At 41.8% G+C, this 22210-nt stretch carries 23 protein-coding genes; 1 reads left to right on the top strand and 22 read right to left on the bottom strand.

The annotated features are described in order from the left end of the window. The 17 genes from DL92_RS0114420 to DL92_RS20450 form a co-directional block, all read right to left on the bottom strand. Positions 1-368 (bottom strand): transposase (locus DL92_RS0114420; RefSeq protein ID WP_026668118.1); only part of this gene is annotated, 368 nt, incomplete at its 3' end. Between the two features lie 189 nt (positions 369-557). Then, positions 558-1667 (bottom strand): ABC transporter ATP-binding protein, encoded by a 1110-nt coding sequence (locus tag DL92_RS0114415; RefSeq protein ID WP_026656417.1) that lies wholly within the window; start codon positions 1665-1667, stop codon positions 558-560. Positions 1668-1861: 194 nt separating this feature from the next. Then, the gene (locus DL92_RS0114410; RefSeq protein ID WP_026668117.1) at positions 1862-2674 is read right to left on the bottom strand and encodes a YesL family protein; all 813 of its coding nucleotides are present in this window, start codon (positions 2672-2674) and stop codon (positions 1862-1864) included. Between the two features lie 3 nt (positions 2675-2677). After that, a complete protein-coding gene (locus DL92_RS0114405; protein ID WP_081670623.1) occupies positions 2678-3094 on the bottom strand; it encodes a GNAT family N-acetyltransferase in 417 nt (138 codons plus the stop codon). 52 nt (positions 3095-3146) lie between these two features. Then, positions 3147-4094 (bottom strand): alpha/beta fold hydrolase, encoded by a 948-nt coding sequence (locus tag DL92_RS0114400; RefSeq protein WP_026668116.1) that lies wholly within the window; start codon positions 4092-4094, stop codon positions 3147-3149. A gap of 108 nt (positions 4095-4202) precedes the next feature. Continuing rightward, entirely contained in the window at positions 4203-6236 is a 2034-nt protein-coding gene (metG, locus tag DL92_RS0114395; RefSeq protein WP_026668115.1) for a methionine--tRNA ligase, read from the bottom strand. Between the two features lie 23 nt (positions 6237-6259). Then, positions 6260-7135: a methionyl aminopeptidase gene (locus DL92_RS0114390; RefSeq protein ID WP_026656411.1), complete on the bottom strand. Its 876-nt coding sequence runs from the start codon at positions 7133-7135 to the stop codon at positions 6260-6262. Positions 7136-7251: 116 nt separating this feature from the next. After that, positions 7252-8280, bottom strand: coding sequence for a phosphate/phosphite/phosphonate ABC transporter substrate-binding protein (locus DL92_RS0114385; RefSeq protein WP_034469348.1), 1029 nt, complete (start codon positions 8278-8280; stop codon positions 7252-7254). Positions 8281-8411: 131 nt separating this feature from the next. After that, positions 8412-9068 (bottom strand): ribulose-phosphate 3-epimerase, encoded by a 657-nt coding sequence (gene rpe / locus DL92_RS0114380; protein WP_026656409.1) that lies wholly within the window; start codon positions 9066-9068, stop codon positions 8412-8414. Further along, positions 9065-10006 carry a transketolase family protein gene (locus tag DL92_RS0114375; protein WP_026513993.1) on the bottom strand — a complete coding sequence of 314 codons (942 nt, stop codon included), beginning with the start codon at positions 10004-10006 and terminating at the stop codon, positions 9065-9067. Before DL92_RS0114375 ends, rpe begins: the two co-directional genes overlap by 4 nt. After that, complete coding sequence (locus tag DL92_RS0114370) at positions 10003-10830, bottom strand: transketolase (protein WP_026656408.1); 828 nt, start codon at positions 10828-10830, stop codon at positions 10003-10005. The genes DL92_RS0114375 and DL92_RS0114370 overlap by 4 nt, the downstream gene beginning before the upstream one ends. Positions 10831-10942: 112 nt before the next feature. Beyond that, positions 10943-11641: an L-ribulose-5-phosphate 4-epimerase gene (locus DL92_RS0114365; RefSeq protein WP_026656407.1), complete on the bottom strand. Its 699-nt coding sequence runs from the start codon at positions 11639-11641 to the stop codon at positions 10943-10945. A gap of 22 nt (positions 11642-11663) precedes the next feature. Beyond that, complete coding sequence (locus DL92_RS0114360) at positions 11664-13259, bottom strand: xylulokinase (RefSeq protein WP_026656406.1); 1596 nt, start codon at positions 13257-13259, stop codon at positions 11664-11666. A 39-nt stretch (positions 13260-13298) separates the two neighbouring features. Beyond that, positions 13299-14120, bottom strand: a complete 822-nt coding sequence (locus tag DL92_RS0114355) for a DNA-3-methyladenine glycosylase family protein (protein ID WP_051625369.1) — start codon at positions 14118-14120, stop codon at positions 13299-13301. Further along, entirely contained in the window at positions 14120-14563 is a 444-nt protein-coding gene (locus DL92_RS0114350; protein ID WP_026656404.1) for a restriction endonuclease, read from the bottom strand. Before DL92_RS0114350 ends, DL92_RS0114355 begins: the two co-directional genes overlap by 1 nt. A 15-nt stretch (positions 14564-14578) precedes the next feature. Then, complete coding sequence (locus DL92_RS0114345; RefSeq protein WP_051199113.1) at positions 14579-15700, bottom strand: PTS sugar transporter subunit IIC; 1122 nt, start codon at positions 15698-15700, stop codon at positions 14579-14581. 112 nt (positions 15701-15812) lie between these two features. After that, entirely contained in the window at positions 15813-17126 is a 1314-nt protein-coding gene (locus tag DL92_RS20450; protein ID WP_051625368.1) for a right-handed parallel beta-helix repeat-containing protein, read from the bottom strand. A gap of 283 nt (positions 17127-17409) precedes the next feature. Here DL92_RS20450 and DL92_RS0114335 point away from each other — a divergent pair, with 283 nt between their 5' ends. Continuing rightward, positions 17410-18009, top strand: coding sequence for a hypothetical protein (locus DL92_RS0114335; RefSeq protein WP_026656402.1), 600 nt, complete (start codon positions 17410-17412; stop codon positions 18007-18009). 145 nt (positions 18010-18154) lie between these two features. Here DL92_RS0114335 and DL92_RS19510 read toward each other — a convergent pair whose 3' ends face one another. From DL92_RS19510 to DL92_RS0114310, 5 genes are all read right to left on the bottom strand, one after another. After that, entirely contained in the window at positions 18155-19120 is a 966-nt protein-coding gene (locus DL92_RS19510; RefSeq protein WP_081816921.1) for a 4Fe-4S binding protein, read from the bottom strand. Between the two features lie 22 nt (positions 19121-19142). Further along, entirely contained in the window at positions 19143-19778 is a 636-nt protein-coding gene (locus tag DL92_RS19505; protein WP_051625367.1) for a TlpA family protein disulfide reductase, read from the bottom strand. Positions 19779-19807: 29 nt separating this feature from the next. Then, a complete protein-coding gene (locus tag DL92_RS0114320) occupies positions 19808-20770 on the bottom strand; it encodes a hypothetical protein (protein ID WP_026668112.1) in 963 nt (320 codons plus the stop codon). A gap of 38 nt (positions 20771-20808) precedes the next feature. Beyond that, a complete protein-coding gene (locus tag DL92_RS0114315) occupies positions 20809-21789 on the bottom strand; it encodes a lysozyme inhibitor LprI family protein (RefSeq protein ID WP_026668111.1) in 981 nt (326 codons plus the stop codon). A 218-nt stretch (positions 21790-22007) separates the two neighbouring features. After that, on the bottom strand, positions 22008-22210 hold a 203-nt coding region (locus DL92_RS0114310; protein ID WP_022763066.1), incomplete at its 5' end, for an IS200/IS605 family transposase.

Here is a 22210-nt window from a genome sequence, read left to right as displayed (position 1 = left end):
TCAAAAAGGTCTGTATCCTTAAAGCGTCTTGTATAGTTCTTTCCAAAAGTTGAAAAGTGTGGGACAGGCTCGTTAAGCTCTAAGCCCAGGAACCATCTGTATGCAACGTTGACTTCTATTTCCTTGATAGTTTGTCGCATGCTGCGAATTCCGTATAGATACTGAATGAAAGGGATTTTAATGAGTGTGACAGGATCCATGCTGGGCCTGCCCATATCTGATGAATACTTATCTTCAACAAGGTCATATATGAATGACCAGTCAATTGCTTTATCAATAAGCCTGAGCATGTGATCCTGAGGTACCAGATCATCCATGCTCACAAACTGCATCTGTTCACGCTTTCTTTCGGTATTAGAAGTCATCATAAAGGCTATCCCCATCCCCAACTTTGATACTTCTATTATACCATAAAAAGTGCCTCAATCTCAGATAAATACTGGACTTGTGGCACTTATGCGCAAGAAAAATCCGCGGCATCGCCGCGGACTTTGTCTACAGTCTGAAAGGGGCATGCAATTTGCATGCCCCTTTCATAAATCATACTATTCACAATATTAGTTTGTGATTGTCTCTTCTGTCTCTTTATCGAAGATGTGGATCTTCTCAACATCAAATGCGAATTTAACCTTATCGCCGGGTCTTGCTGTTGTACGAGAATCAACTCTTGCAGTGATAGGGAACTGATCAAGATCAAAGTACAGATAAACTTCTGCACCAAGAAGCTCGTATACGTTGATTGTTGACTCAAATACAGCCTTAGATGTGCTGACAACTACCTCTGAATCATCAACATCCTCAGGACGGATACCGAATGTTACAGTCTTTCCTGCGTAACCACCCTCGATAACCTTCTTAGCCTTTGCAGGAGGAAGCTCAATAAGCTGATCTGCTACTCTGAGGCTTGCTGTGTCACCTGAAACTACAACTTCAGCATCGATGAAGTTCATCTGAGGTGATCCCATGAATCCTGCAACGAAGAGGTTAGCGGGCTTCTCATAGAGGTTCTGAGGTGTGTCAACCTGCTGAATGAGACCGTCCTTCATAACTACGATTCTTGTACCAAGAGTCATAGCCTCTGTCTGGTCATGTGTAACGTAGATGATTGTTGTGCCAAGTCTCTGGTGAAGCTTAGCGATCTCTGTTCTCATCTGTACACGGAGCTTAGCATCAAGGTTTGAAAGAGGCTCGTCCATAAGGAATACCTTAGGATTACGAACGATAGCACGTCCCATAGCAACACGCTGTCTCTGTCCACCGGAAAGAGCCTTAGGCTTACGATCAAGGAGTTTGTCAAGATCAAGGATCTTAGCTGCCTCTTTAACCATCTTATCTATTTCAGGCTTCGGAACCTTTCTGAGCTTAAGTCCGAATGCCATGTTATCATATACTGTCATATGCGGATACAGAGCGTAGTTCTGGAATACCATCGCAATATCTCTGTCCTTGGGCTCTACATCATTAACTACTCTGTCACCGATCTTAAGAGTACCTGATGTGATATCCTCAAGTCCTGCAATCATACGAAGAGTTGTTGACTTTCCGCATCCTGAAGGTCCTACGAAAATAATAAATTCTTTATCCTCAATCTGAAGGTTGAAGTTTTTAACAGCTTCAAACTTGTTGGGATATACTTTGCATACATTCTCAAGTGATAAACTTGCCATAACCTTAAATTCCTCCTAATTCATTACATAGCTTATGATAGAACTTAGTATAGCTTTGGCTCACTTTATTTACTATTCACTAATTCCACAAAATTTTTATAATACATTGGCCAATGTGCTCATTGACCTCAAAATACATTTCCAATTCCGTAATGTTGACGAATATTTTTAAAAATCCATATGCAACTTGCTAATTATTCACCTTTTTCTTCTTCATCAAGCTCGTCGAGTTTTCTGATAGCGGCGTTCATCTCCTCTTCTTCGGAAACCTCTTCTTCTTTGGGCTCGAATCTCTTGAAAGTAGGATTATAAAGAACCGCACAAAGATACGCAGGGCCCGCTATTCCCACAAGTACATAAATGGGAATAAATTTCATGTCAAAGAAATAAGCAAGAAGAATCGGAAGAAGCGAAACAAACGCCATTCCCAAAGATCTTGGAAGCGCGATTATCGTCAATATGAATGCATTCTTTATCGTCTTCACAATAGTGTTTTCAAATTTTGACTGGAGCGGGAAAACATAAAGTCCCACCATATACAAAAAGACGAACATTGCAAACACAACATATCTGTAGAATCCGCCTCTGCTTCTGAGGATAAGGAAATCAAGAATAAGCATTCCGCCCACAAAAAACTTTATAACCTGAAGAACTATTCCCTGTTTAAAGTTTTCCTTGAACGATTTAAAGAATGTCTTCGTCACATAGCTGTCTTCTTCTCTGACCATCTTCAAAAGAACGTAATGCATAGCAGTGCATGCAGGGCCACATATTGCAGACAACGGAATTCCTATTATCCACGACCACATTACCGCTGCTACAAAAACATCATAACTAAACTGTCCACCCTCTGTCATAAGCGGTGAAACAGCCGGTCCCAAGATCATTACCTGCTCGATCATAAGCGGAACAGCAAATAACAGTGTCAATATGTTGAGCCACATTACATCGGCAAGTCTTGTAAGTCCAGCCACAAAGGGGCTGTCTAAACTAAAAAATTTTCCCATTTTTCATAACCTCAATTCCATCGGTGTGAATTTTATTCCGTCGGCAACCGTCTCTTTATGCGTGTCTCTAAATCCCAGTCTGTGATAAAAATCGATCGCATACGGTGATGCATTGACTGTGAGTTTGTCTATCCCCTCTTCAGTCAAAACATAATCAGAAACAAATTTAATAAGGGCACTACCAATTCCATTGTAATGGTAGTCCCCATCAACAAACAATAGCGATATGTGTGATTTTTCCCTTATTGTGAGCATTCCCAGGCATTTATTGCCATATACCGCAACAAACAACTGATAATGCCCTGCTACAAACATCTTGTGAAGATTCTCATCCGTCACAAAGTTACGAAAATTACCTATACCCTCTACTGAATAATCAGGGGCGTCAAACTTGGCGAAAGTTTCCCACGCAAGTTTCATCGCCCCTTCCCAATCAGAATTGTATGCACATCTAACGATCACTTTTGATGTATCAATTATCACTGCTCAACACTTTCTTGATCCAATCCAGCTGATCTGCAAATACTTTTTCTCTTCCGATTTCCTGTTGAAGTTCATGACGGAATCCGTCATAAATCTTTATATCAACATTCTTCATCTGTAATTGAAGCCTGTAAATATCGTAAAGTCTCTTGAGTGCCTCTCCGTAGCCACACACAGGATCTTCGCTTCCGCCGGTTATAAGCACGGGAAGAGTTTTCGGAATATCTTCCATCCTGTCCTCATCCTGTATTCTCTTTAACAGCTCAGCCATTGTCTTAAATCCATTAAGTGTAAAAATAAAGTTGCACGCAGGATCTGCGATATATTTTTTTATACTCTCTTCGTTATGTGATAACCAGTCAAAAGGTGTGGCAGGTTTCTCAATCTTCCTCAGATATCCCTTGAAGGCCATATCATTAATCATCTTCGAGCGATGCTTTTCACCGAAAAAGAACTGCAACAAGGATACCCAGAAATTCATCGCACCGAGTGTACCTCTTGTAGTGTACGCTGTTCCCTGGATTATCGCACCTTTTATTCCTGTTCCGTATCGTGTCATATACTCTCTGGCTATAAATGAACCAAAGCTGTGACCAAGGATAAATACCGGAACTCCCGGAAATTCTTCCTGTGTCATCTTCTTTAATCTATGCGCATCGCGCACCAAAACCGTTGCGGGATCGTTCTTACAAAAATATCCGTAAATACTGCCGAGTGGATTAACCGACTTACCATGGCCCAGATTATCATTACCTATAACCATTATGCCGTTCTCTGCCATAAAACGGGCATATTCATCATAGCGGTCGGTATATTCCTGCATCCCGTGAATAACCTGGAGAATTGCAATCGGCTGTCCCTCGGGAATCCATCTTACTGCGTTAAGCATGGTCTGTCTGTCACGTGATTTGTAAGTCAGTTCCTCTTTACGTACCATAAGAAATCCCTCCCAACGTGTGTGGTTTTACATTTTATGATATACGAATTTCCGATTATTAAACACCTATATCATATTTATATGATAACACGAATCCCTATTAAATTATCAACAGATTTCTGCTCCCGAAGGCATTGTTTTTTCAGGTGTCATAAGTGCAAGATTGCCTTCCGCATCCTCCGCACAAAGGAGCATTCCTTCCGACATAACGCCTGCAAGCTTTGCGGGCTTAAGATTCACAAGTACCATTACCTTCTTGCCTACCATCTCCTCAGGAGAATAATACTTTCTGATACCTGATACAATCTGCTTTACCTGGCTTCCGATCTTAACCTGTGAGCAAAGAAGCTTTTTGGATTTTGCAACCGCCTCACACTTTATGATCTCGCCAACCTGGAACTGCATAGCTCCGAACTGTTCGTATGTAATCTCATCCTTTGCAGGGATATCGATAACTGCTTCGTCAGCATCACCTGCTGTTTTTGCAGGAGCGGGAGCAAGACCTGCTTTTGCAAGGTTCTCTGCAGCCTTTCTCTGAGCTTCTTCATACTCAGCCTTCTGCTTCTTTGTTATCTCTGCAGCTTTCTCAAGAACATCCTTGAGATCCTTGCGGGCAAAAAGCATTTCAGGATTCTCTGAAACCTTTGTTCCGTTCTTGTACAATCCGAACTTATTAAGAGTATCAAAATCTCTGTCAGCCGCATTGATCTGCTTCTTGATCTTAGCAGCAGTCTCAGGCATAAACGGATCAAGGAGAGCCGCACCGATTGAGATAGCCTCAACAAGGTTATAAAGAACAGTTGAAAGTCTGTCCTTCTTGCTCTCATCCTTTCCGAGGATCCAAGGCTCAGTCTCATCTATATATTTGTTGCATCTCTTAAAGAGTGTAAAGATCTCTGTAAGTGCATCTGCAACACGAAGCTCGTCCATCTTTGCTTCAACCTTATCGTAGCAGCCTGTAACAACTGCCTTAAGGTCATCGTCAACAGCCTCTTTCACACCCTTATCGGCCAATACTCCGCCAAGATATTTGTTACTCATTGCGATAGTACGGTTTACAAGGTTACCGAGCGTGTTTGCGAGGTCTGAATTAAATCTCTCAACGAGAAGGTCCCATGTGATAACACCGTCGTTTTCAAAAGGCATCTCATGAAGGACGAAGTATCTTACGGGATCGACTCCGAATAAGCTTACAAGGTCATCGGCGTAGATAACGTTTCCTTTTGACTTACTCATCTTCTCGCCGCCCTGCAAGAGCCATGGATGGCCAAAAATCTGCTTAGGAAGAGGCTCTCCGAGTGCCATAAGGAAAATAGGCCAATAAATTGTATGGAAGCGAATAATATCTTTTCCGATAAGATGAAGATCAGCGGGCCACCACTTCTTGTACTCTTCTGAGCTGTTGCCCTCTGCATCGTATCCGATACCTGTTATATAGTTTGAAAGTGCATCAAGCCACACATATACAACATGCTTATCATCAAAGTCTACGGGAATTCCCCACTTAAATGATGTTCTTGATACGCACAGATCCTGAAGTCCGGGAAGAAGGAAGTTGTTCATCATCTCATTCTTTCTGGAAACAGGCTGAATGAATTCAGGATGTGTGTTGATGTGCTCAATAAGTCTGTCAGCATATTTGCTCATTTTGAAGAAGTATGCTTCTTCTTCTGCAGGATGAACTTCGCCGCCACACTCGGGACACTTACCGTCAACGAGCTGTCCCTCTGTATAGAAGGCCTCACACTCTGTACAGTACATTCCCTTGTAAGATCCCTTATAGATATCTCCCTGATCGTAGAATCTCTTAAAGATCTTCTGAACCTGCTTAACGTGGTCTTCGTCTGTTGTACGGATAAATCTGTCATAAGATGTATCCATGAGGTTCCAAAGTCCCTTGATAGTATCTGAAACTCCGTCAACGAACTCTTTAGGAGAATTGCATCCTGCTTCGATAGCTCTTGTCTCTATCTTCTGACCGTGCTCATCAGATCCTGTCTGAAAATGAACATCAAATCCGTCTCTTCTCTTATATCTTGCTATAGCATCTGCAAGAACGATCTCATAACTGTTTCCGATATGAGGCTTACCCGATGTATACGCGATTGCTGTAGTTATATAGTACTTTCCCTTATTCTGCATTCTATTCATTCCTTCCTGATATATTACCAACAGAGCAACTCATATCCCGTTTCGGTCACAAGAAGTTCCACTTCCCACTGTGCCGAAGGCTTTAAGTCTGCTGTATAAACTGTCCACTCGTTTTCTTCATCACAAAAGATCTCATCTGTTCCCATGTTCACCATAGGCTCTATCGTAAATACCATACCGGGAACCATTATCATACCGGTTCCCGGTTTGCTGACATAACTTACAAAAGGTTCCTCGTGGAAACCATTTCCGCAACCATGTCCGCCAATCTCTTTTACGACAGTATATCCGTTATCAAGAGCATGCTGATGTACGGCGTGTCCCATATCTCCGATAGGAGTCCATGGAATTACCGCTTTGAGGCCCACTTCAAGGCACTCTTTTGTAACATCGACAAGTCTCTTCTTTTCCGGGGATACATTTCCTATGCAAAACATTCGCGAAGAATCAGAGTAATATCCGTCAAGAATTGTTGAACAATCGACATTTATTATATCTCCGTCCTGCAAGATCACATCCTCAGACGGGATTCCATGGCAAACTTCTTCATTTATTGAAGTGCATACGCTCTTAGGGAATCCCTCGTAATTAAGATCAGCCGGTATTCCTCCCATCTTAGTGGTTGTTTTATATACGATGTCGTCGATTTCCTGAGTTGTCATTCCTGCACGTATCTTATCACCGATCTCATCAAGTACAGCCATATTTATGACCGCACTCTTTTTTATTCCTTCAATATCTTTTTCAGTTTTTAACAGGTCTCTGGAAGGAATCCTGAAACCTTTATGTTCAAGTGCAATAAGCTTATCATCAAATGCGGCGTGACATGCTTTATATTTTTTGCCGCTTCCGCACCAACACGGATCGTTTCTTTCTAGTCTTTTATACATTCTATGCCTTCTTACCTCTTCTTAATTTAACAAATATAGTATGCCTTTTCGCCTCCCAAATGTCAATTAACGCCACAGACACTTATCCTTTCCGTGCCTGTGGCGTCTTATAATTATTATTTTAAATTATTTACTTCTCTGGCAGCTCTTATCGGCTCATAATCTTCAGGATCCGCCGCCACATATCCTTCATGTTTGTAAAAAGACAATACTTTCTTGCCTTCCTCTGTGTTACCGATATTTATAAATGCCTGCTGAATGGCTTCCTTTAACGATTCATCCATTACAGTCGCTGTCTTGCTGACGCAAACGGTATCATTATAAATTCCGCTTGTGACGCCGATAACAGCCGTTTCATCCCAGATATTAAAAGGTCTTCCGTATTTACTGCGCCACCTGTCTTCAAAATCGCGCCTTGCATCAGCATATATGCATATAACATCAAGAGCTTCAGATGCCAGTCCCTCAAATGCCGTACTGTATGTATCAACTTCAGTTACATATTTGAGGTTGGTGATCTTTTTATTATATTTCTCTTTCAACCAAAGAGACGGATACAAATATCCGGCGGGTGACGTGGAATTCATTACTCCCCATCTGAGCATATTGAGTTCTTCCCATGTAAGCGGCTCCCCGTTATTTACTTTTTCCGCCATGGCCTGTCCCTTTGCCGATGGACCTGCCAAAATAAGCGCTCTGTAATATGTTACCGTTTTATCCGTTGTAGATGTCGGTGTATTGTCATTCCACACTCTGGGTTCGTCACTTTCAATCGACAATCCTTTCCTGAGTGCCGTCAGAATAACATCGCAATACTCCTCATATAGTACGTAAGTTGCTCCGGGAACAAAGCCTATATCAACTTCCCCGATAGCGAGTTTTCTGCCTATCATTTCATATGAAGATCCTACTTCCACTTCTACATCCCTGACATAATAGCCCTGCTTTATCATTTCGCTCTTGAACATGTTCTTGAGCGCATCGCTTGAACCAAGAATTTCTTCCTCATCAACCGATTTAACAAAACCTATAGTAAGCCTTTGAACAGACTTCTCCGCTCGTTGTGACGGCGATGCACAACTACATCCAACTAACGTAGTCAGACATAAAAAAACAGCAACAGCTAACGAAGTAAATTTCCTCATAACGCCTCCACACCATGATAGAAATATGGTATTTTTTGGAAAAAAAGGCTCATGCGCTATGCACATGAGCCCACTTGCAGCTTATACTGAAATTGTATTTTATTTATGCTTTTTTGTCAATGTGTGGGTTGTTATTCCGATAATATCTTCCTGAATTTTATAATATTTTCAGAAATATTGCCCTTAAAAATACCTGAACCGGATACAATCACATTCGCACCAGCCTCCAATATTTCCTCTACATTATCGATGTATACTCCGCCGTCCACCTGAATATCAACATCAAGCTTTCTTTCATCAATGAGCTTTCTGAGCTCCCTGACTTTATCGAGACTTTCAGGTATCAGCTTTTGTCCGCCAAATCCCGGTTCAACCGTCATGACAAGAACCATCTCAACCTTCTCAAGATAGGGCAGGACTGCTTCTATGGGAGTTCCCGGTTTAATTGCTATGCCGGCTCTTTTCCCATATTTATGTATCTCGTCAATGACCGCTTCGGGATCATCGGTAGCCTCCTGATGAAAAGTTACGGAGTCTGCCCCAACGTCCACAAAGTCCTTTATGTAACGTATCGGGTCCACTATCATCAAATGCACATCAAAAAGCTTATCGGTTATCCCTCTTATGCTCTTAACTATCGGCATTCCATACGAAATAGAAGGAACAAACATTCCATCCATGACATCAATATGTATGTAGTGGGTGCCAGCCTTATCGACTTCTTCGATCTGCGATCCCAGTCGTGTAAAATCTGCTGACAGAATTGAAGAACTCAATATATTCATTATTTAAGAAATTCCTTTACTGAAGCATATACTCCATCTGCATCAAGACCATACTTGTGTACAAGTTCACCTGCTGTTCCCGACTCACCATACTTATCCTGCATTCCGAGTTTCTTAACAGGAGTAGGTGCGCTCTCTGAAAGTGCATCACTAACCGCGCTTCCGAGTCCGCCGATAACAGAGTGCTCTTCAACAGTTACAACCTTGCCGGTCTTCTTTGCTGAAGCGATAACAAGTTCCTTATCAAGAGGTTTGATAGTACAGATATTGATAACCTCTGCGGAAATTCCGTCAGCAGCAAGCTTCTCAGCTGCACCGATTGCTGAATCAACGCAGATACCTGTTGCAATAATAGTTACATCGGTACCTTCTTTGATAACAGAACCCTTACCGATTTCAAACTTGTAATCGGGTCTGTCGTTGATGATACTGCATGCAGCACGTCCGAATCTGATGTAAACAGGTCCTTCATGCTCAAGAGCTGCGCGAACGCAAGCCTTTGCTTCAATATCATCTGCAGGACACATAACAACCATTCCGGGGATAACACTCATAAGAGCGAAATCTTCATTACACTGATGGCTGGCTCCGTCCTCACCTACTGTGATTCCGGCATGTGTTCCGCCAATTTTTACATTAAGATGGGGATATCCCACTGAGTTACGTACCTGCTCAAATGCACGTCCTGCAGCGAACATGGCAAAAGAACTAACAAAAGGAATCTTTCCTGTTGTTGCAAGTCCTGCTGCGATTCCCATCATATTACACTCTGCGATACCGCAATCTATATGTCTCTCAGGAAATTTTTTCTGAAAAACAGCAGTCTTGGTTGATGCTGCAAGATCCGCATCCAAAACTACGAGATTTGGAAACTCATCACCAAGCTCCGCAAGAGCATTACCATAACTTTCTCTTGTTGCAATCTTCTTTACTTCGCTCATAGTGCTGCACCTATCCTTTCCAATTCTTCCATAGCCTGCTTGTACTCGTCGTCGTTAGGAGCTTTTCCGTGCCATCCTGCCTGGTTCTCCATGAATGAAACGCCTTTACCCTTAACAGTGTGCGCTATGATCGCTGTGGGCATACCCTTTGTTTTCTTAGCCTCTTCAAAAGCTGCCTTGATCTCATCAAAGTTATGTCCGTCTATATTGATAACATGGAAATTGAATGCTTCAAATTTCTTATCGATAGGATAAGGTGAACATACCTTATCTACAGGTCCGTCAATCTGAAGACCGTTGTTATCCACGATAACAACAAGGTTATCTAATTTGCGGAAACCTGCAAACATAGCTGCTTCCCATACCTGACCTTCCTGAAGCTCACCGTCGCCAAGAAGTGTATATACTCTAAAATCTTTTTTATCAAGCTTTGCAGAAAGTGCCATTCCGCAAGCTGCTGAAATACCCTGTCCAAGTGATCCGCTTGACATATCAAGTCCCGGAAGATACTGCATACTGGGATGTCCCTGAAGTCTTGAACCAAGCTTACGAAGCGTTGTCAGTTCCTCTTTAGGGAAATAACCTTTCTCTGCCATTACAGAGTAAAGTCCCGGTGCACAATGTCCCTTTGAAAGGACAAAACGATCTCTGTCCGGATCTGAAACATTTTTGGGATCTACATTCATTTCCTCAAAATACAGATATGTGAAAATATCTGTTGAAGATAAAGATCCGCCCGGATGTCCTGCTCCGGCTGCATGAAGTGCTGTTATTATACTTTTTCTTACTTCATTAGCCGTCTTTTGTAGTTCCTGATTGGTCATAGCCATATTGAATTATTTCCTTTCCGTAATATTCAAAGACAAACTGCATTTTCAATGTATCACATGCCACATTGTTTCGTCTACAGCGCAGTTTGTCTAAGTTTTATCATTGTCACTTTTTCTGCCCATAATAGGCATTTGCACCATGTTTTCTAAAATAATGCTTATCTTGAAGGTCAGACGAAATTACGCTGATCTCAGGATTTAAGAATTCGCTTCTTAATGCCATCTTTGCGACTTCTTCTTCAACGGCTGCATTGTGAACCGCTTCTGCCGCATCTTTGCCCCATGTAAAGACACCATGGTTCTGGCACAGTGTACCGGGAACCGCCATAGGATCTATACTGCGACGCTCAAACTCTGCTGCGATCGCAAGTCCTGTGTTTTTCTCATATTCAGACTCTATCTCAGCTTTTGTGAGTGCTCTTACGCAGGGAATCTCTCCGTAGAAATAATCCGCATGCGTTGTTCCGTAGCAGGGAATTCCTCTTCCTGCCTGCGCCCAGCTTGTAGCATAAGGTGAATGTGTATGTACCACACCGCCGATTTCCTTAAATGCCTTATAAAGTTCAAGATGTGTCGGAGTGTCCGATGAAGGTGAAAGCTCTCCCTCAACCTTATTTCCGTCAAGGTCCATTACAACCATATCATCGGGAGTCATCTTATCGTACTCAACTCCGCTCGGCTTTATAACAAAAAGTCCTTTTTCTCTGTCAATCTCGCTGACATTTCCCCATGTAAACAGAACGAGTCCATACTTGGGAAGAAGCATATTTGCTTCATATACTTTCTTTTTAAGTTCTTCTAACATTTCTATACCCCGTAATCTTTGTTTATCTGAGTGAATCAACCGCTGCCTTCTCAACGGCAAGTCCTGCAGAATAGTTCTTGATGAACTCATCAAAGCCTTTGACATCTTTCTCGTCAGGCTCGCATGTTTCCACGCTTACATTGGTAAATACTTTATCATTCAGATACTTCTCAAGACTCTCGCCGTCCTGCTTCTGCATCATGTAACCCGCAAGGATTGCCTGTCCCCAAGGACCGCCTTCTCCTGCAGTCTCCATAAGCTTTATTGTTGTTCCCAGAGCTGCGGCCATAGTCTTGTCTCCTGCGCCTCTTACCTTGAAGAATCCGCCCTGTCCGAAGAAGAAATCGACATTAACTTTCTCTTCTTTTATGAGAATGTCATTTCCAAGCTTAAGTGCACCGAGAGCTGTATAAAGATGTGTTCTCATGAAGTTTGAAAGATTGAATACATCGTCGGGTTTTCTGACGAAAAGAGGTCTTCCTTCATTGAATCCCGTGATGCTCTCTCCTGAGAAATAGTTGTATGCAAGAAGTCCGCCGCAATCGGGGTCTCCCTCCATAGCCTTTCTATAGAGCCCGCCATAGAGCTCGTCATCGCTGATATCCTGTCCAAATGTCTTTGCAAACTCTCTAAAAAGTGATACCCACGCGTTAAGATCGGAAGTACAGTTGTTACAATGTACCATGGCAACCTGCTCACCTGAAGGTGTTGTAACTATATCAAGCTCAGGATATGCCTTGGACAGATCATGCTCAAGTACAACCATTGAAAATACAGATGTTCCTGCAGAAATATTTCCTGTTCTCTTTGCAACAGAATTAGTCGCAACCATACCTGTTCCCGCATCTCCCTCGGGAGGACATACCGGCACGCCCTCTTTGAGCGTTCCTTCGGGATCGAGGAAAAGAGCTCCTTCTTTAGTAAGAACACCGGCACGCTCACCTGCACAAAGCACCTTAGGAAGGATGTCACGAATCTTGATTCCCGCACTCTTTACCTCCGAAAGATTATCAAAAGTATCGAGCATTCCTGCGTTGTAATCGCATGTATCGGAATCTATAGGGAACATACCCGAAGCATCGCCAATACCAAGAACTTTTTCACCCGTAAGCAAAAGATGTATATAGCCTGCAAGAGTTGTAAAGAAAGCAATCTTTCCAACGTGCTCCTCTTTGTTAAGAATTGCCTGATACAGGTGTGCAATACTCCATCTCTGCGGAATGTGGAATCCCAAAGCATCTGTAAGTTTCTCAGAGGCCTCTTCAGTTATGGTATTTCTCCAGGTTCTGAATGGAACAAGAAGATTTCCATCCTTATCAAAAGGCATGTATCCGTGCATCATAGCGGAAACACCCATAGCACCGACTGTGGTAAGTTCCTCGCCATACTTGTTCTTCACGTCCTCTTTAAGGCCTTTATAACATGCTCTTACACCTTCTTGGATGTAGTCAAGTCCATACGTCCAGATACCGTCAACAAGCTTGTTTTCCCAGCTAAATGACCCTGATGCAAGAGAATTGTACTCTTTGTCCGTAAGAACTGCCTTGATTCTGGTAGAGCCAAACTCTATTCCCAGAAACGTACTGCCTTCGGCAATTGCCTTTTTTGCGTCACTCATAACTCCTTCTCCTTTTATCATATAATTTGTAACCCTTTATTAAATAAGTCCGCTATTTCTGGAATAATAAAACAGATACTGCTGCATTATACCGTTGTACGGAGCATATTTATCAAAACTAAATCCGTTTGGATACTTAAGCTCAAGAACCCTGTTTATCCAAACATCCTTCGGAAAGGCATCAAGTCTGTGATACCCAAATAATATCTCACAGTTTGCCACCTTACCCCCAACGCCGAACAACCCCAAAAGTCCGGTCATCAGTTCCTCATCCGAGGCATTTCCCCATTCATCAAGCGCTACCGCTCCGCTTGCCACATCAAGCGCAGCCTGCCTGACATATTTATCCCTGTAACCAAGGCTACAGGATGCGAGTTTTTCATCAGATAAACCCGCTAATTCTTCAGGTGTCGGAAAAGCATAGATCTTTTCCCCGTCACCGTCTGTGGTTATTTCCCTCGATACCGCAGCACAGAGCTTTTCGATAGAAGCTTTAATGGCCGGAATGTTTTTTCTCTGGGAAATTATAAAAGAAATTAGCATTTCCCACGGATCCTGCTTTAAGATCCTTATACCCTTGCCATACTCTGCGGCATCATACAGATACCTGTCTGTATCTTTATCTATCATTTCACGGATCTTTCTGTAATCAAGACCGAGGTCGAAATAATCCTTCCAGAAGCTCTCATATTCATCCGGTTCGCAGTCAAGTTCATATTCATACTCGCCGCATTTTCTGATGAAAAGATGCTTGGAAGAAGCTGTAACCTCATACCCGTCGCCGTGCTCGTTAAATCTGAAGCACTGTCCGCTGTCTGCAATTTTTTTCAGATCAAAATCATCAAATATTTCTATCTTCATTATGTCTTATCCATACTGTCGAGGTATCCTCTGTCCCACAACATAATGTTAAGTTTCTGGGCAAGTTCCACTGCAGGTTGAGTAAAATACTGATTGGTCATTACAACACCGACCATCCTGCTGTAGTAATCTCTTCCCGCATATATTTCCTGAACCGCCTTAACTCCGATCGGCTTGTCGTAACACTTACACTGAACCGCGTAAGTTATACCGTCCTTCTCGGCAAGTATATCCGCTCCGAAATCTCCGCTTCCCTTTGTGACGGTTGCTTCGGCAAAACCGTTAGCTTTAAGAAGATCGGCGCAATAATACTCAAAATCATGCCCTTCCATCTCATCCATTGGAAGAGGCTTCATCCTGTATTTCTTAATATAGCTTACGATGAAAGCCGCAATCGCAATTATTGCCACTCCCACCGCTATATAAATATATATTTTCACCATAGGAATCTCCGCTTATTAAAGCTTCAAATCTCCCTCTTTTACCCATCCGAGCTTAACAACTCCGGCATGAATTACAGGAGCGATAATTGCAGGAAGTACGAATGAGATAAGTATAAGGCCGGCCCAATCAAATCCGGATATTGCTGTCTTGGCTCCGTCTGCGATATCCTGAACCCATCCGGTGTACACACCGATCTGTCCGACAAATCCGCAAGTACCCATTCCTGATGAAACAGGCGCTCCGTTCATCTTGAGCTTGAATAGACATGTAGCAAGAGGTCCCGTGATAGCCGATGTTACGATGGGTGCGATCCAGATTCTCGGATTCTTGATAATGTTACCCATCTGAAGCATTGATGTTCCGATACCCTGTGAAACAAGTCCGCCCCATTTATTTTCTTTAAAAGAGATCACTGCAAAACCTACCATCTGCGCACAGCATCCAGCTACCGCCGCACCGCCCGCAAGACCCGTAAGGCAAAGTGCCGCACAAATTGCTGCCGAAGATATAGGAAGTGTAAGTGCGATTCCTACTGTTACAGATACCAGTATTCCCATAAGGAATGGCTGAAGCTCTGTAGCCCACATGATAAGATTTCCAAACGCCATAGCTGCTTTTCCGAGAGCGGGAGCTATAAGCCATGAGAAGAAAACTCCGACACCTATTGTCACAAGAGGTGTTACCAGAATATCCACTTTTGTCTCTTTTGATACCGCTTTACCAAATTCTGCCGCGAGTATTGCAACAAACAAAACTGCAAGAGGACCGCCCGCACCACCGAGTGCATTTGCGGCAAATCCTACCGTTATCATTGAAAAAAGAACAAGTGGCGGGCAATGAAGCGCGTAGCCTATTGCCACAGACATTGCAGGACCGCTCATTGCAGAAGCAAGTCCGCCTACCGTATATTCCGTATCGGAAACTGTCGCAACAGTCTGCATAAGAAACGGAATATTAAACTGTTTGCCAAACGTATTTATGATAGTTCCTATGAGCAATGAACAAAAAAGTCCCTGCGCCATAGCCCCCAAAGCGTCAATTCCGTAACGCTTTAAAGAAATTTCAATGTCTTTCTTCTTCAGAAAATCTTTCACTTTTTCATCTCCTCCGCTATATACATAGCTTTTAAAAATCATTGCTATATATTTTACCATAATCCGCATATGGTTAAAATATCGGAAGAGTCATATATTTTTGCACAAAATACCCCCGCTGATTTAAAGCGGGGGTAATATTATTATAAACGATTTATTTATTTTTAACTACTGTTTTTGCGGATCCGTAGCCTGAAAGGTCACTGTATGATATTATTGTTGCTGTTCCTGATTCTCTGTCTGCAGAGCCGAACTCAGCTTTTACTGCCTTTGCACCCTTGAATTCCTGGTTTGAAAGGTTATCTGAAACATCGTTTCCACGACTCTTATCCTTGCAAGCCTCTTCGTACGCATCAGCTTTATTCTCTGCAATAAGAAGGTTCTTCTGGAACTTATTTGAAGAATCACATGCAAACTGGACAAGGAAGCATGCACCCTTCGTGTTGTATATTGTATTGTTTGTGATTACGCAGTTCTTTGCCGCACCGGTCTTCTTAGCGTCATAACCACCGATGCTTATTCCTGCCAAACCACCATTTACTACAGTATTGTTATTCACTCTGATGTCTTCAACTACAACACCTTTATGCTCTGTTGCAATCTCGATTCCAAGATCACAATTCTCAACATAGTTATCGTAAATATCTATATCTTTTCCTCCGTCAACATATATACCGTCGGCACAAGCATCATCATATGTCACGTTTTCTTTTGAGGAAATATTATAAACCACATTATTAAAGATTTTTCCGGCTCTTGCTCTATCTCTGTCATCCTTAGTTGACTTCTCAAAGCCAATTGCATCAATACCGATGTTGTCACAGTCATGCACTTTGTTATTTGAAATCTCAAATTCTTCAACATTTCCGTTTACTACAACTGCTTCACTGTTTCCAAGGCGCAGGCCGTACACCTCACAATTTGTGATAGTAATGTTCTTTGTAGGCTCCTTTAAACTTCCGTCTACAAGAATACCATGTGCATTATAATCATCTGATTTTTTTGAATACTTACATCCCATATCATGAATCTCACAGTCCTTAATTGTAACATTCTGTGAGCCTTCATCTACGCATATACCCTTTGGAGCTACACTTCCTGAAGGTTTATTTAATGTGAAACCTCTGATTTCAAGATTTTCAATAGTTACATCCGATGCGCATACATAGATCATTGAATCATCGCTAGATGTAGGAGTGATCTTTGATCCCTCAAGCACTGCGCCATCTTCACCTACAATCGTTAACCCGTCGGTCTCTACACTGATCTGTTCCTTGTATTCCCCTTTAGGAATGATGATCGTATCCCCTTCATTCGCCTTCTCGATAGCATCTTCAATAGTTTTAGCCCCTTGCGAACCAACGCGGATAGGTTCTTTTGCATTCACGGGAACAGTCCCCATATCGCTGTAGAGCGACAGACATGCAATGAATGTACATGATGCAACTAACTTAAGAATATTTTTCATTTGCATTTCCTTTTCTGTTCTCTCCTTTTCTTTTCTTTGTTGGTTGATGTGTATATTATAACGGCCTCATGAATATACTTTACCACACCTCAGTAAAAAAGTGAAGAGTTTTCTTAACATTTTTAACTTTTTCTTTGAATTAGCAGAATAGTGCATTTTCTTGATGTTCCGCTAAAGTGTTTTCCTTATTTTATCAGGTGTTGCATATTTATATTTCATAAACCGTTTACAATTGTTACTTTTTGTGTTAAAGTACTCTTGTTGTCAAAAGGAGGAATTACTCATGAAAAAGAGATTATTGGTGCTATGCCTGGCAATTTCTTTATCAACAGTATGTATGGCTTGCGGAAGCAGCTCCGAGCCGGAAACGGTCGAGGTCGCAGATCCTTCGGAATATGTAACACAAAATGATACAAGTAAAGATATTGCACCTGTTTCCGATGAAGCCCCTATAGACTCCACCGAAAGCGCAAATAACGATAATATTGATGAAGGTACGGACGATTCTTCAGGCAGCAAAGCATCCGACTTTGATTGCTCGGTATTTACCGCAGCAAATTATTCCGAAGTATGTGAATATGCCAAGAAGATTAAAGATCTTACAATTGCCGAAGACTGGAATGCAATCGGTGATATGATCTGCTATCCGGTAAAGAACCGTAACGGCAAAGTTATAAAGTCAAAAGAAGATTTTGTTAAATATGTTTCAGATACGGGCTTTGATAAATCTTATATCGATTCACTCAGCAAATGGTCTGTGGATGAAATATGGTTTGACAGCCATGGGGCCTGCGTTGATGACGGAAATATATGGTTCGAGGATTGCGATTCCGACGATACCGAATTTAAGATCTGTTCTTTCTTTGCGCTATCGGCACAATAAGTCAACGATATTTTTTTCATATATATTAAAAATCAGCAGCCGTAAATCTTGGGCTGCTGATTTTATTTTACAAAGTTAATCCCCTTAAATGACTCCATCACTTTATTATCATTAGACCTACTTTTCTCATTTCTCCTCCAAAAACTCATCCTATTCCCATACATTCGTAGCACAAGCGGATTGCCTTGCTCTTTATATCATGGAACCCTTTGCTGTTTAGCCCGACAACAATAAGAATCACCGCAAGCACTATAAAAACTGCCTGCAATGGCATCTTCTTCCTGTCAATTCTTCGTATACCTATATATATTGCATCTACGGGACAGTGCTGCATGCACTCACCGCACTGTATACACTCTCTGTCACAGACTTTTTTTACATCCATCTTACAATTTCTTACGCACGCATCACAATGAATGCATTTTGCTTCATCAACCTGTACTCCGAAGAACGAAACCGGTTGAAAAAAAGAATATATCGCACCAAGCGGACATATAAACCTGCAAAAGCCACGATAAGCAAATATGCAGATTGTAATAATTGTTAATAATAGCACGACTTTCCAGCTAAATAAAATCCCGATAAGGGAACGCAATTTCTTTTGCATAAATGTAAGTGGAATCCCTGCCTCGAGCGTGCCTGCAGGGCATATATATTTACAAAAACCGGGCGCTGAATAAAATATGGGAATCATGACTGCAAATAGGACAAGCAAAACATATTTTATACAGGTAAGCCCTCGCGTGGTCTTACTCTTTTTAAGTTTGGGTGTAGGTATCTTGTGTAAAAATTCCTGAATCATCCCAAACGGACACAAAAAGCCGCAAATAAATCTTCCGAGAAATAATCCCATAAGTAAGAGCGTTCCAAGGATGTAGTAGGGAAATTTATATCTCGAAGAGACAAGAGCAGTCTGAAGGCTCCCAAGCGGACACGAAGCAATCGCTCCGGGGCAGGAATAACAATTCAGCCCCGGAACGCAAACTCCCTTGCTGCCACCTTTCCAGATCGTTCCGTTCGCAAAGCCTTTCACGTTACAGTTATATAAAACGGCTGTAATCAGCTGCACATAGCGTCTTGAAAACTTTTTTAAATGCTCTCCAACTTTCATGTGCCCCTCATTTCTTATCACGTCAGTTCATGCACGCATCAATTGCATCCTTGTACTCTTTGTACTGAGTATCGGCATCCTGTGCACCAAGGAATGTTTTTTCTATAACGCCGTTTTTAATAATAAGAGTGTAAGGAATGCCGTCTGTAGGATATTTTGCCCCGATAGCTCCGTCTTCATCATATGCAATCGGGAACGTAAATCCCTCATCTTTTACAAGTGCATCGACAGTAGCTTTGTCTTCCTCACAGTTTACACACAGAATCGAAAGATTTGAATACTCATCTTTCTTAAGCATATCAAAAGCAGGCATCTCTCGCATGCAAGGGCCGCACCATGATGCAAAGAAATTGAGGATAACGACATCATCCTTGTGATCTGACATTTTAAACTCAGATCCGTCAACGAGCGTTGCTGTAAAATCAGGAGCCGCATCGCCTTCTTTCAATTCTCCCGCCATTTGCATATCCGAATCGTCCTGATCATCAAGACCGCTTTCATCTTCTGTATTTTCAGGTACCGCATCATCAGAGGCGGCTTCAATACTTGTTTCATTCTCTGCAGACTCTTGCTCACTCGCAGCACCGCAAGCTGTTAATGATGATAAACAAATACTAATTGCAAAAACAAAACCAAATAGCTTTTTGTATTTACTCATTATTTCGATCCTCCTTTGCTGTGTTTACTTTATCCTACATGCAGATCATTTTCAAATAAATCCTGTTCGTTTACTCCGTTACTGGAATAAAAAACTCCGTTTTCATCAGGCTCAAATGGAAGATATCCCAAGAATTCACCACTCTTTGAATTAAATCCCATAACGTTCTGCTTTATTTCACATGGATAAATTGTTTCTCCGGCCTTGGCAGTTTTAGGCGCATCTCCCGATTCATCTGTAAATGTAACATCTTTTTTCAATATCAGACCGCCGTCAGATCCCATAATAATGGGCTGAAGCTTTTCAGTCTTTTCTTCCGTTGCAAATCCGTCATCACCATATGTATAGTTCTTAGTGCCGATCCAGCTTCCAAAAATATCGTATCTCTTTGCAAGTACTATCTTATCAGCATAAATGCAATAAGTTGAAGAATCTGTTTTCTCATCGTAATTACTATCTACTCTCATATAATCATCAAGCTTATCGAGTTCTTTCATAGAACCATTGTCCCACTTATAAAGCGTTACTGTTCCGTAATATGCATCTCCATAGTTTTCCAATATAAGATAATCCGCGCCGGTTTTATGGACAAATAACGCATCTGCGCCTCCGAACACAATATCGCCATCTGCATAAACCTCAACATCTATAACCTGCTCATTTATTTTCATCTTGCAGGTTGTATCTTTAAACTCAAAAAGAAGTGTATCCTGCTTGCCATCATTTCCAAGGTCTACTTCTTTCTTTTCATTTTCTTTTAATTGCTCATAGTAGAATTCACTGTCATTAGCAGCACTGTCTGTTACATCTGCCGCTGAATCCGCCTCCGATGATGCATCCGTAGCACCGGATATTTCCACTTCGGATACTTCCGCTGTGCTCTCTTCTTGCTGTTCACCGATGCCAAGATTGCTCACATCGATTGGAGTACATCCGACAAAAAACATCGATACAAGCGGAATTGCCATACATACCATTTTACTCTTTTTCATTTTTTCTCCCTTTCTCCCTTAGGTGTGTTGGTTTTTTCTTACAATGCGGTGGGGAACTTTAATTCCGTTCCCTTAGGAATCACCTTATTTACCGACTTGGTAATACTAAGCGTAGCTCCATCCCATCCATAGGTAATCTTACCTTCAATACCTGATTGTGCCTTAAACTCAATTGTTGTATCGTTGATAAGCGGGTCGTACGCAAGCTGCCCTACTTCTTTTCCGTCTACAACTACTGTTATCGCAATTGAACCGCCTTCCATTCCTTCAGATATATCAAGCATACCGTTATCGCTCACATATGCATTATCCATGAAATATCTTTTTGGCAATTCGTAATTATCACCTTTTATGTCAGAAAGAGTCTTTGCCAGCATATAACAACGATTCTTCAAAAATCTTGCATCCAATTCACAATTTTGCATAGGCACCCATGAGCCTTCCTCATATTCAAGGACATCGTAGCAACGATCAAAGTCAGCTTTCCATTTTTTCTGTTCAGCCTGAATCTCTTCTTTTTTTGATGCATCGGCTTCTTCAAGAGCTCTTTTCAAAAGACTGTCAAGTTCAAGTTCCCATGTATACGGCTCAGCCCCGCTTACAGCGTTCATCTCCATCTGACTGATATCTGCGTCGAAATGATATCCGTTATAGTAATTTGCAATCTTTTCTATTCCCTCTATTTCTTCAGCAATTGATTTACTGTTCTTTATTACTTCATCAACCTTAGATTTTACAATTTCCTCATCATACTGCGATTCATCATAATCTGCTTCGACCTCTTCTTCCTCGCCCATAATCTCTTTCCAGTTCTCTTCCCACTCATCTATAGGAACCAGGGATGCATCTTCCGTTGAAGCCTCCGGCGTTGTATATTCTGCAGAAGCATCTGCTGAGATCACTTCTTTTCCGATTGATTCAGCCGGACTTACAGCTGCGTTTGAAGCCCCAGCTCCGCAGCCCGTCACCGTCATGCATATACATGACAATATTGATGCAGATAAATATTTTTTAGTCATAATATTACTCCCATGTTGATTATGCGTATTAGTTCTGTTAGTACAGTATAATTCCAAATACTATTTTTGTCAAAATTATTTGCAAATCAGAACCACCGGCTTAGCCGGTGGTTTGTTCTGGCCCTATAAGGGCCTGTTGCCGGCGCTGAGTCTAAAGACTCGCCGAATGGTTCGCCAGCCGCAACATCATTTTCCTACAGAGCCCCCTGGGCTCATTTTTATTTGTTTTGCTTTACCGGCTCACCCGTGAACGGGTCAATATACTCTTTTAGTGTCATTTGGTCGTACTCTAAATCCTCTTTTAACTGATTCTTTATGTACTCCTCGATTTTCTTTGCATTCTTACCTACAGTATCTACGTAATAGCCTCTGCACCAGAAATGTCTATTGCCGTACTTATACTTGAGATTTGCATGCCTCT

The organism is Butyrivibrio sp. AE2005 (assembly GCF_000686965.1).
In the GTDB taxonomy this organism is placed as follows: Bacteria; Bacillota; Clostridia; order Lachnospirales; family Lachnospiraceae; genus Butyrivibrio; species Butyrivibrio hungatei_A.
This window is presented reverse-complemented; position numbering and strand designations above follow the sequence as displayed.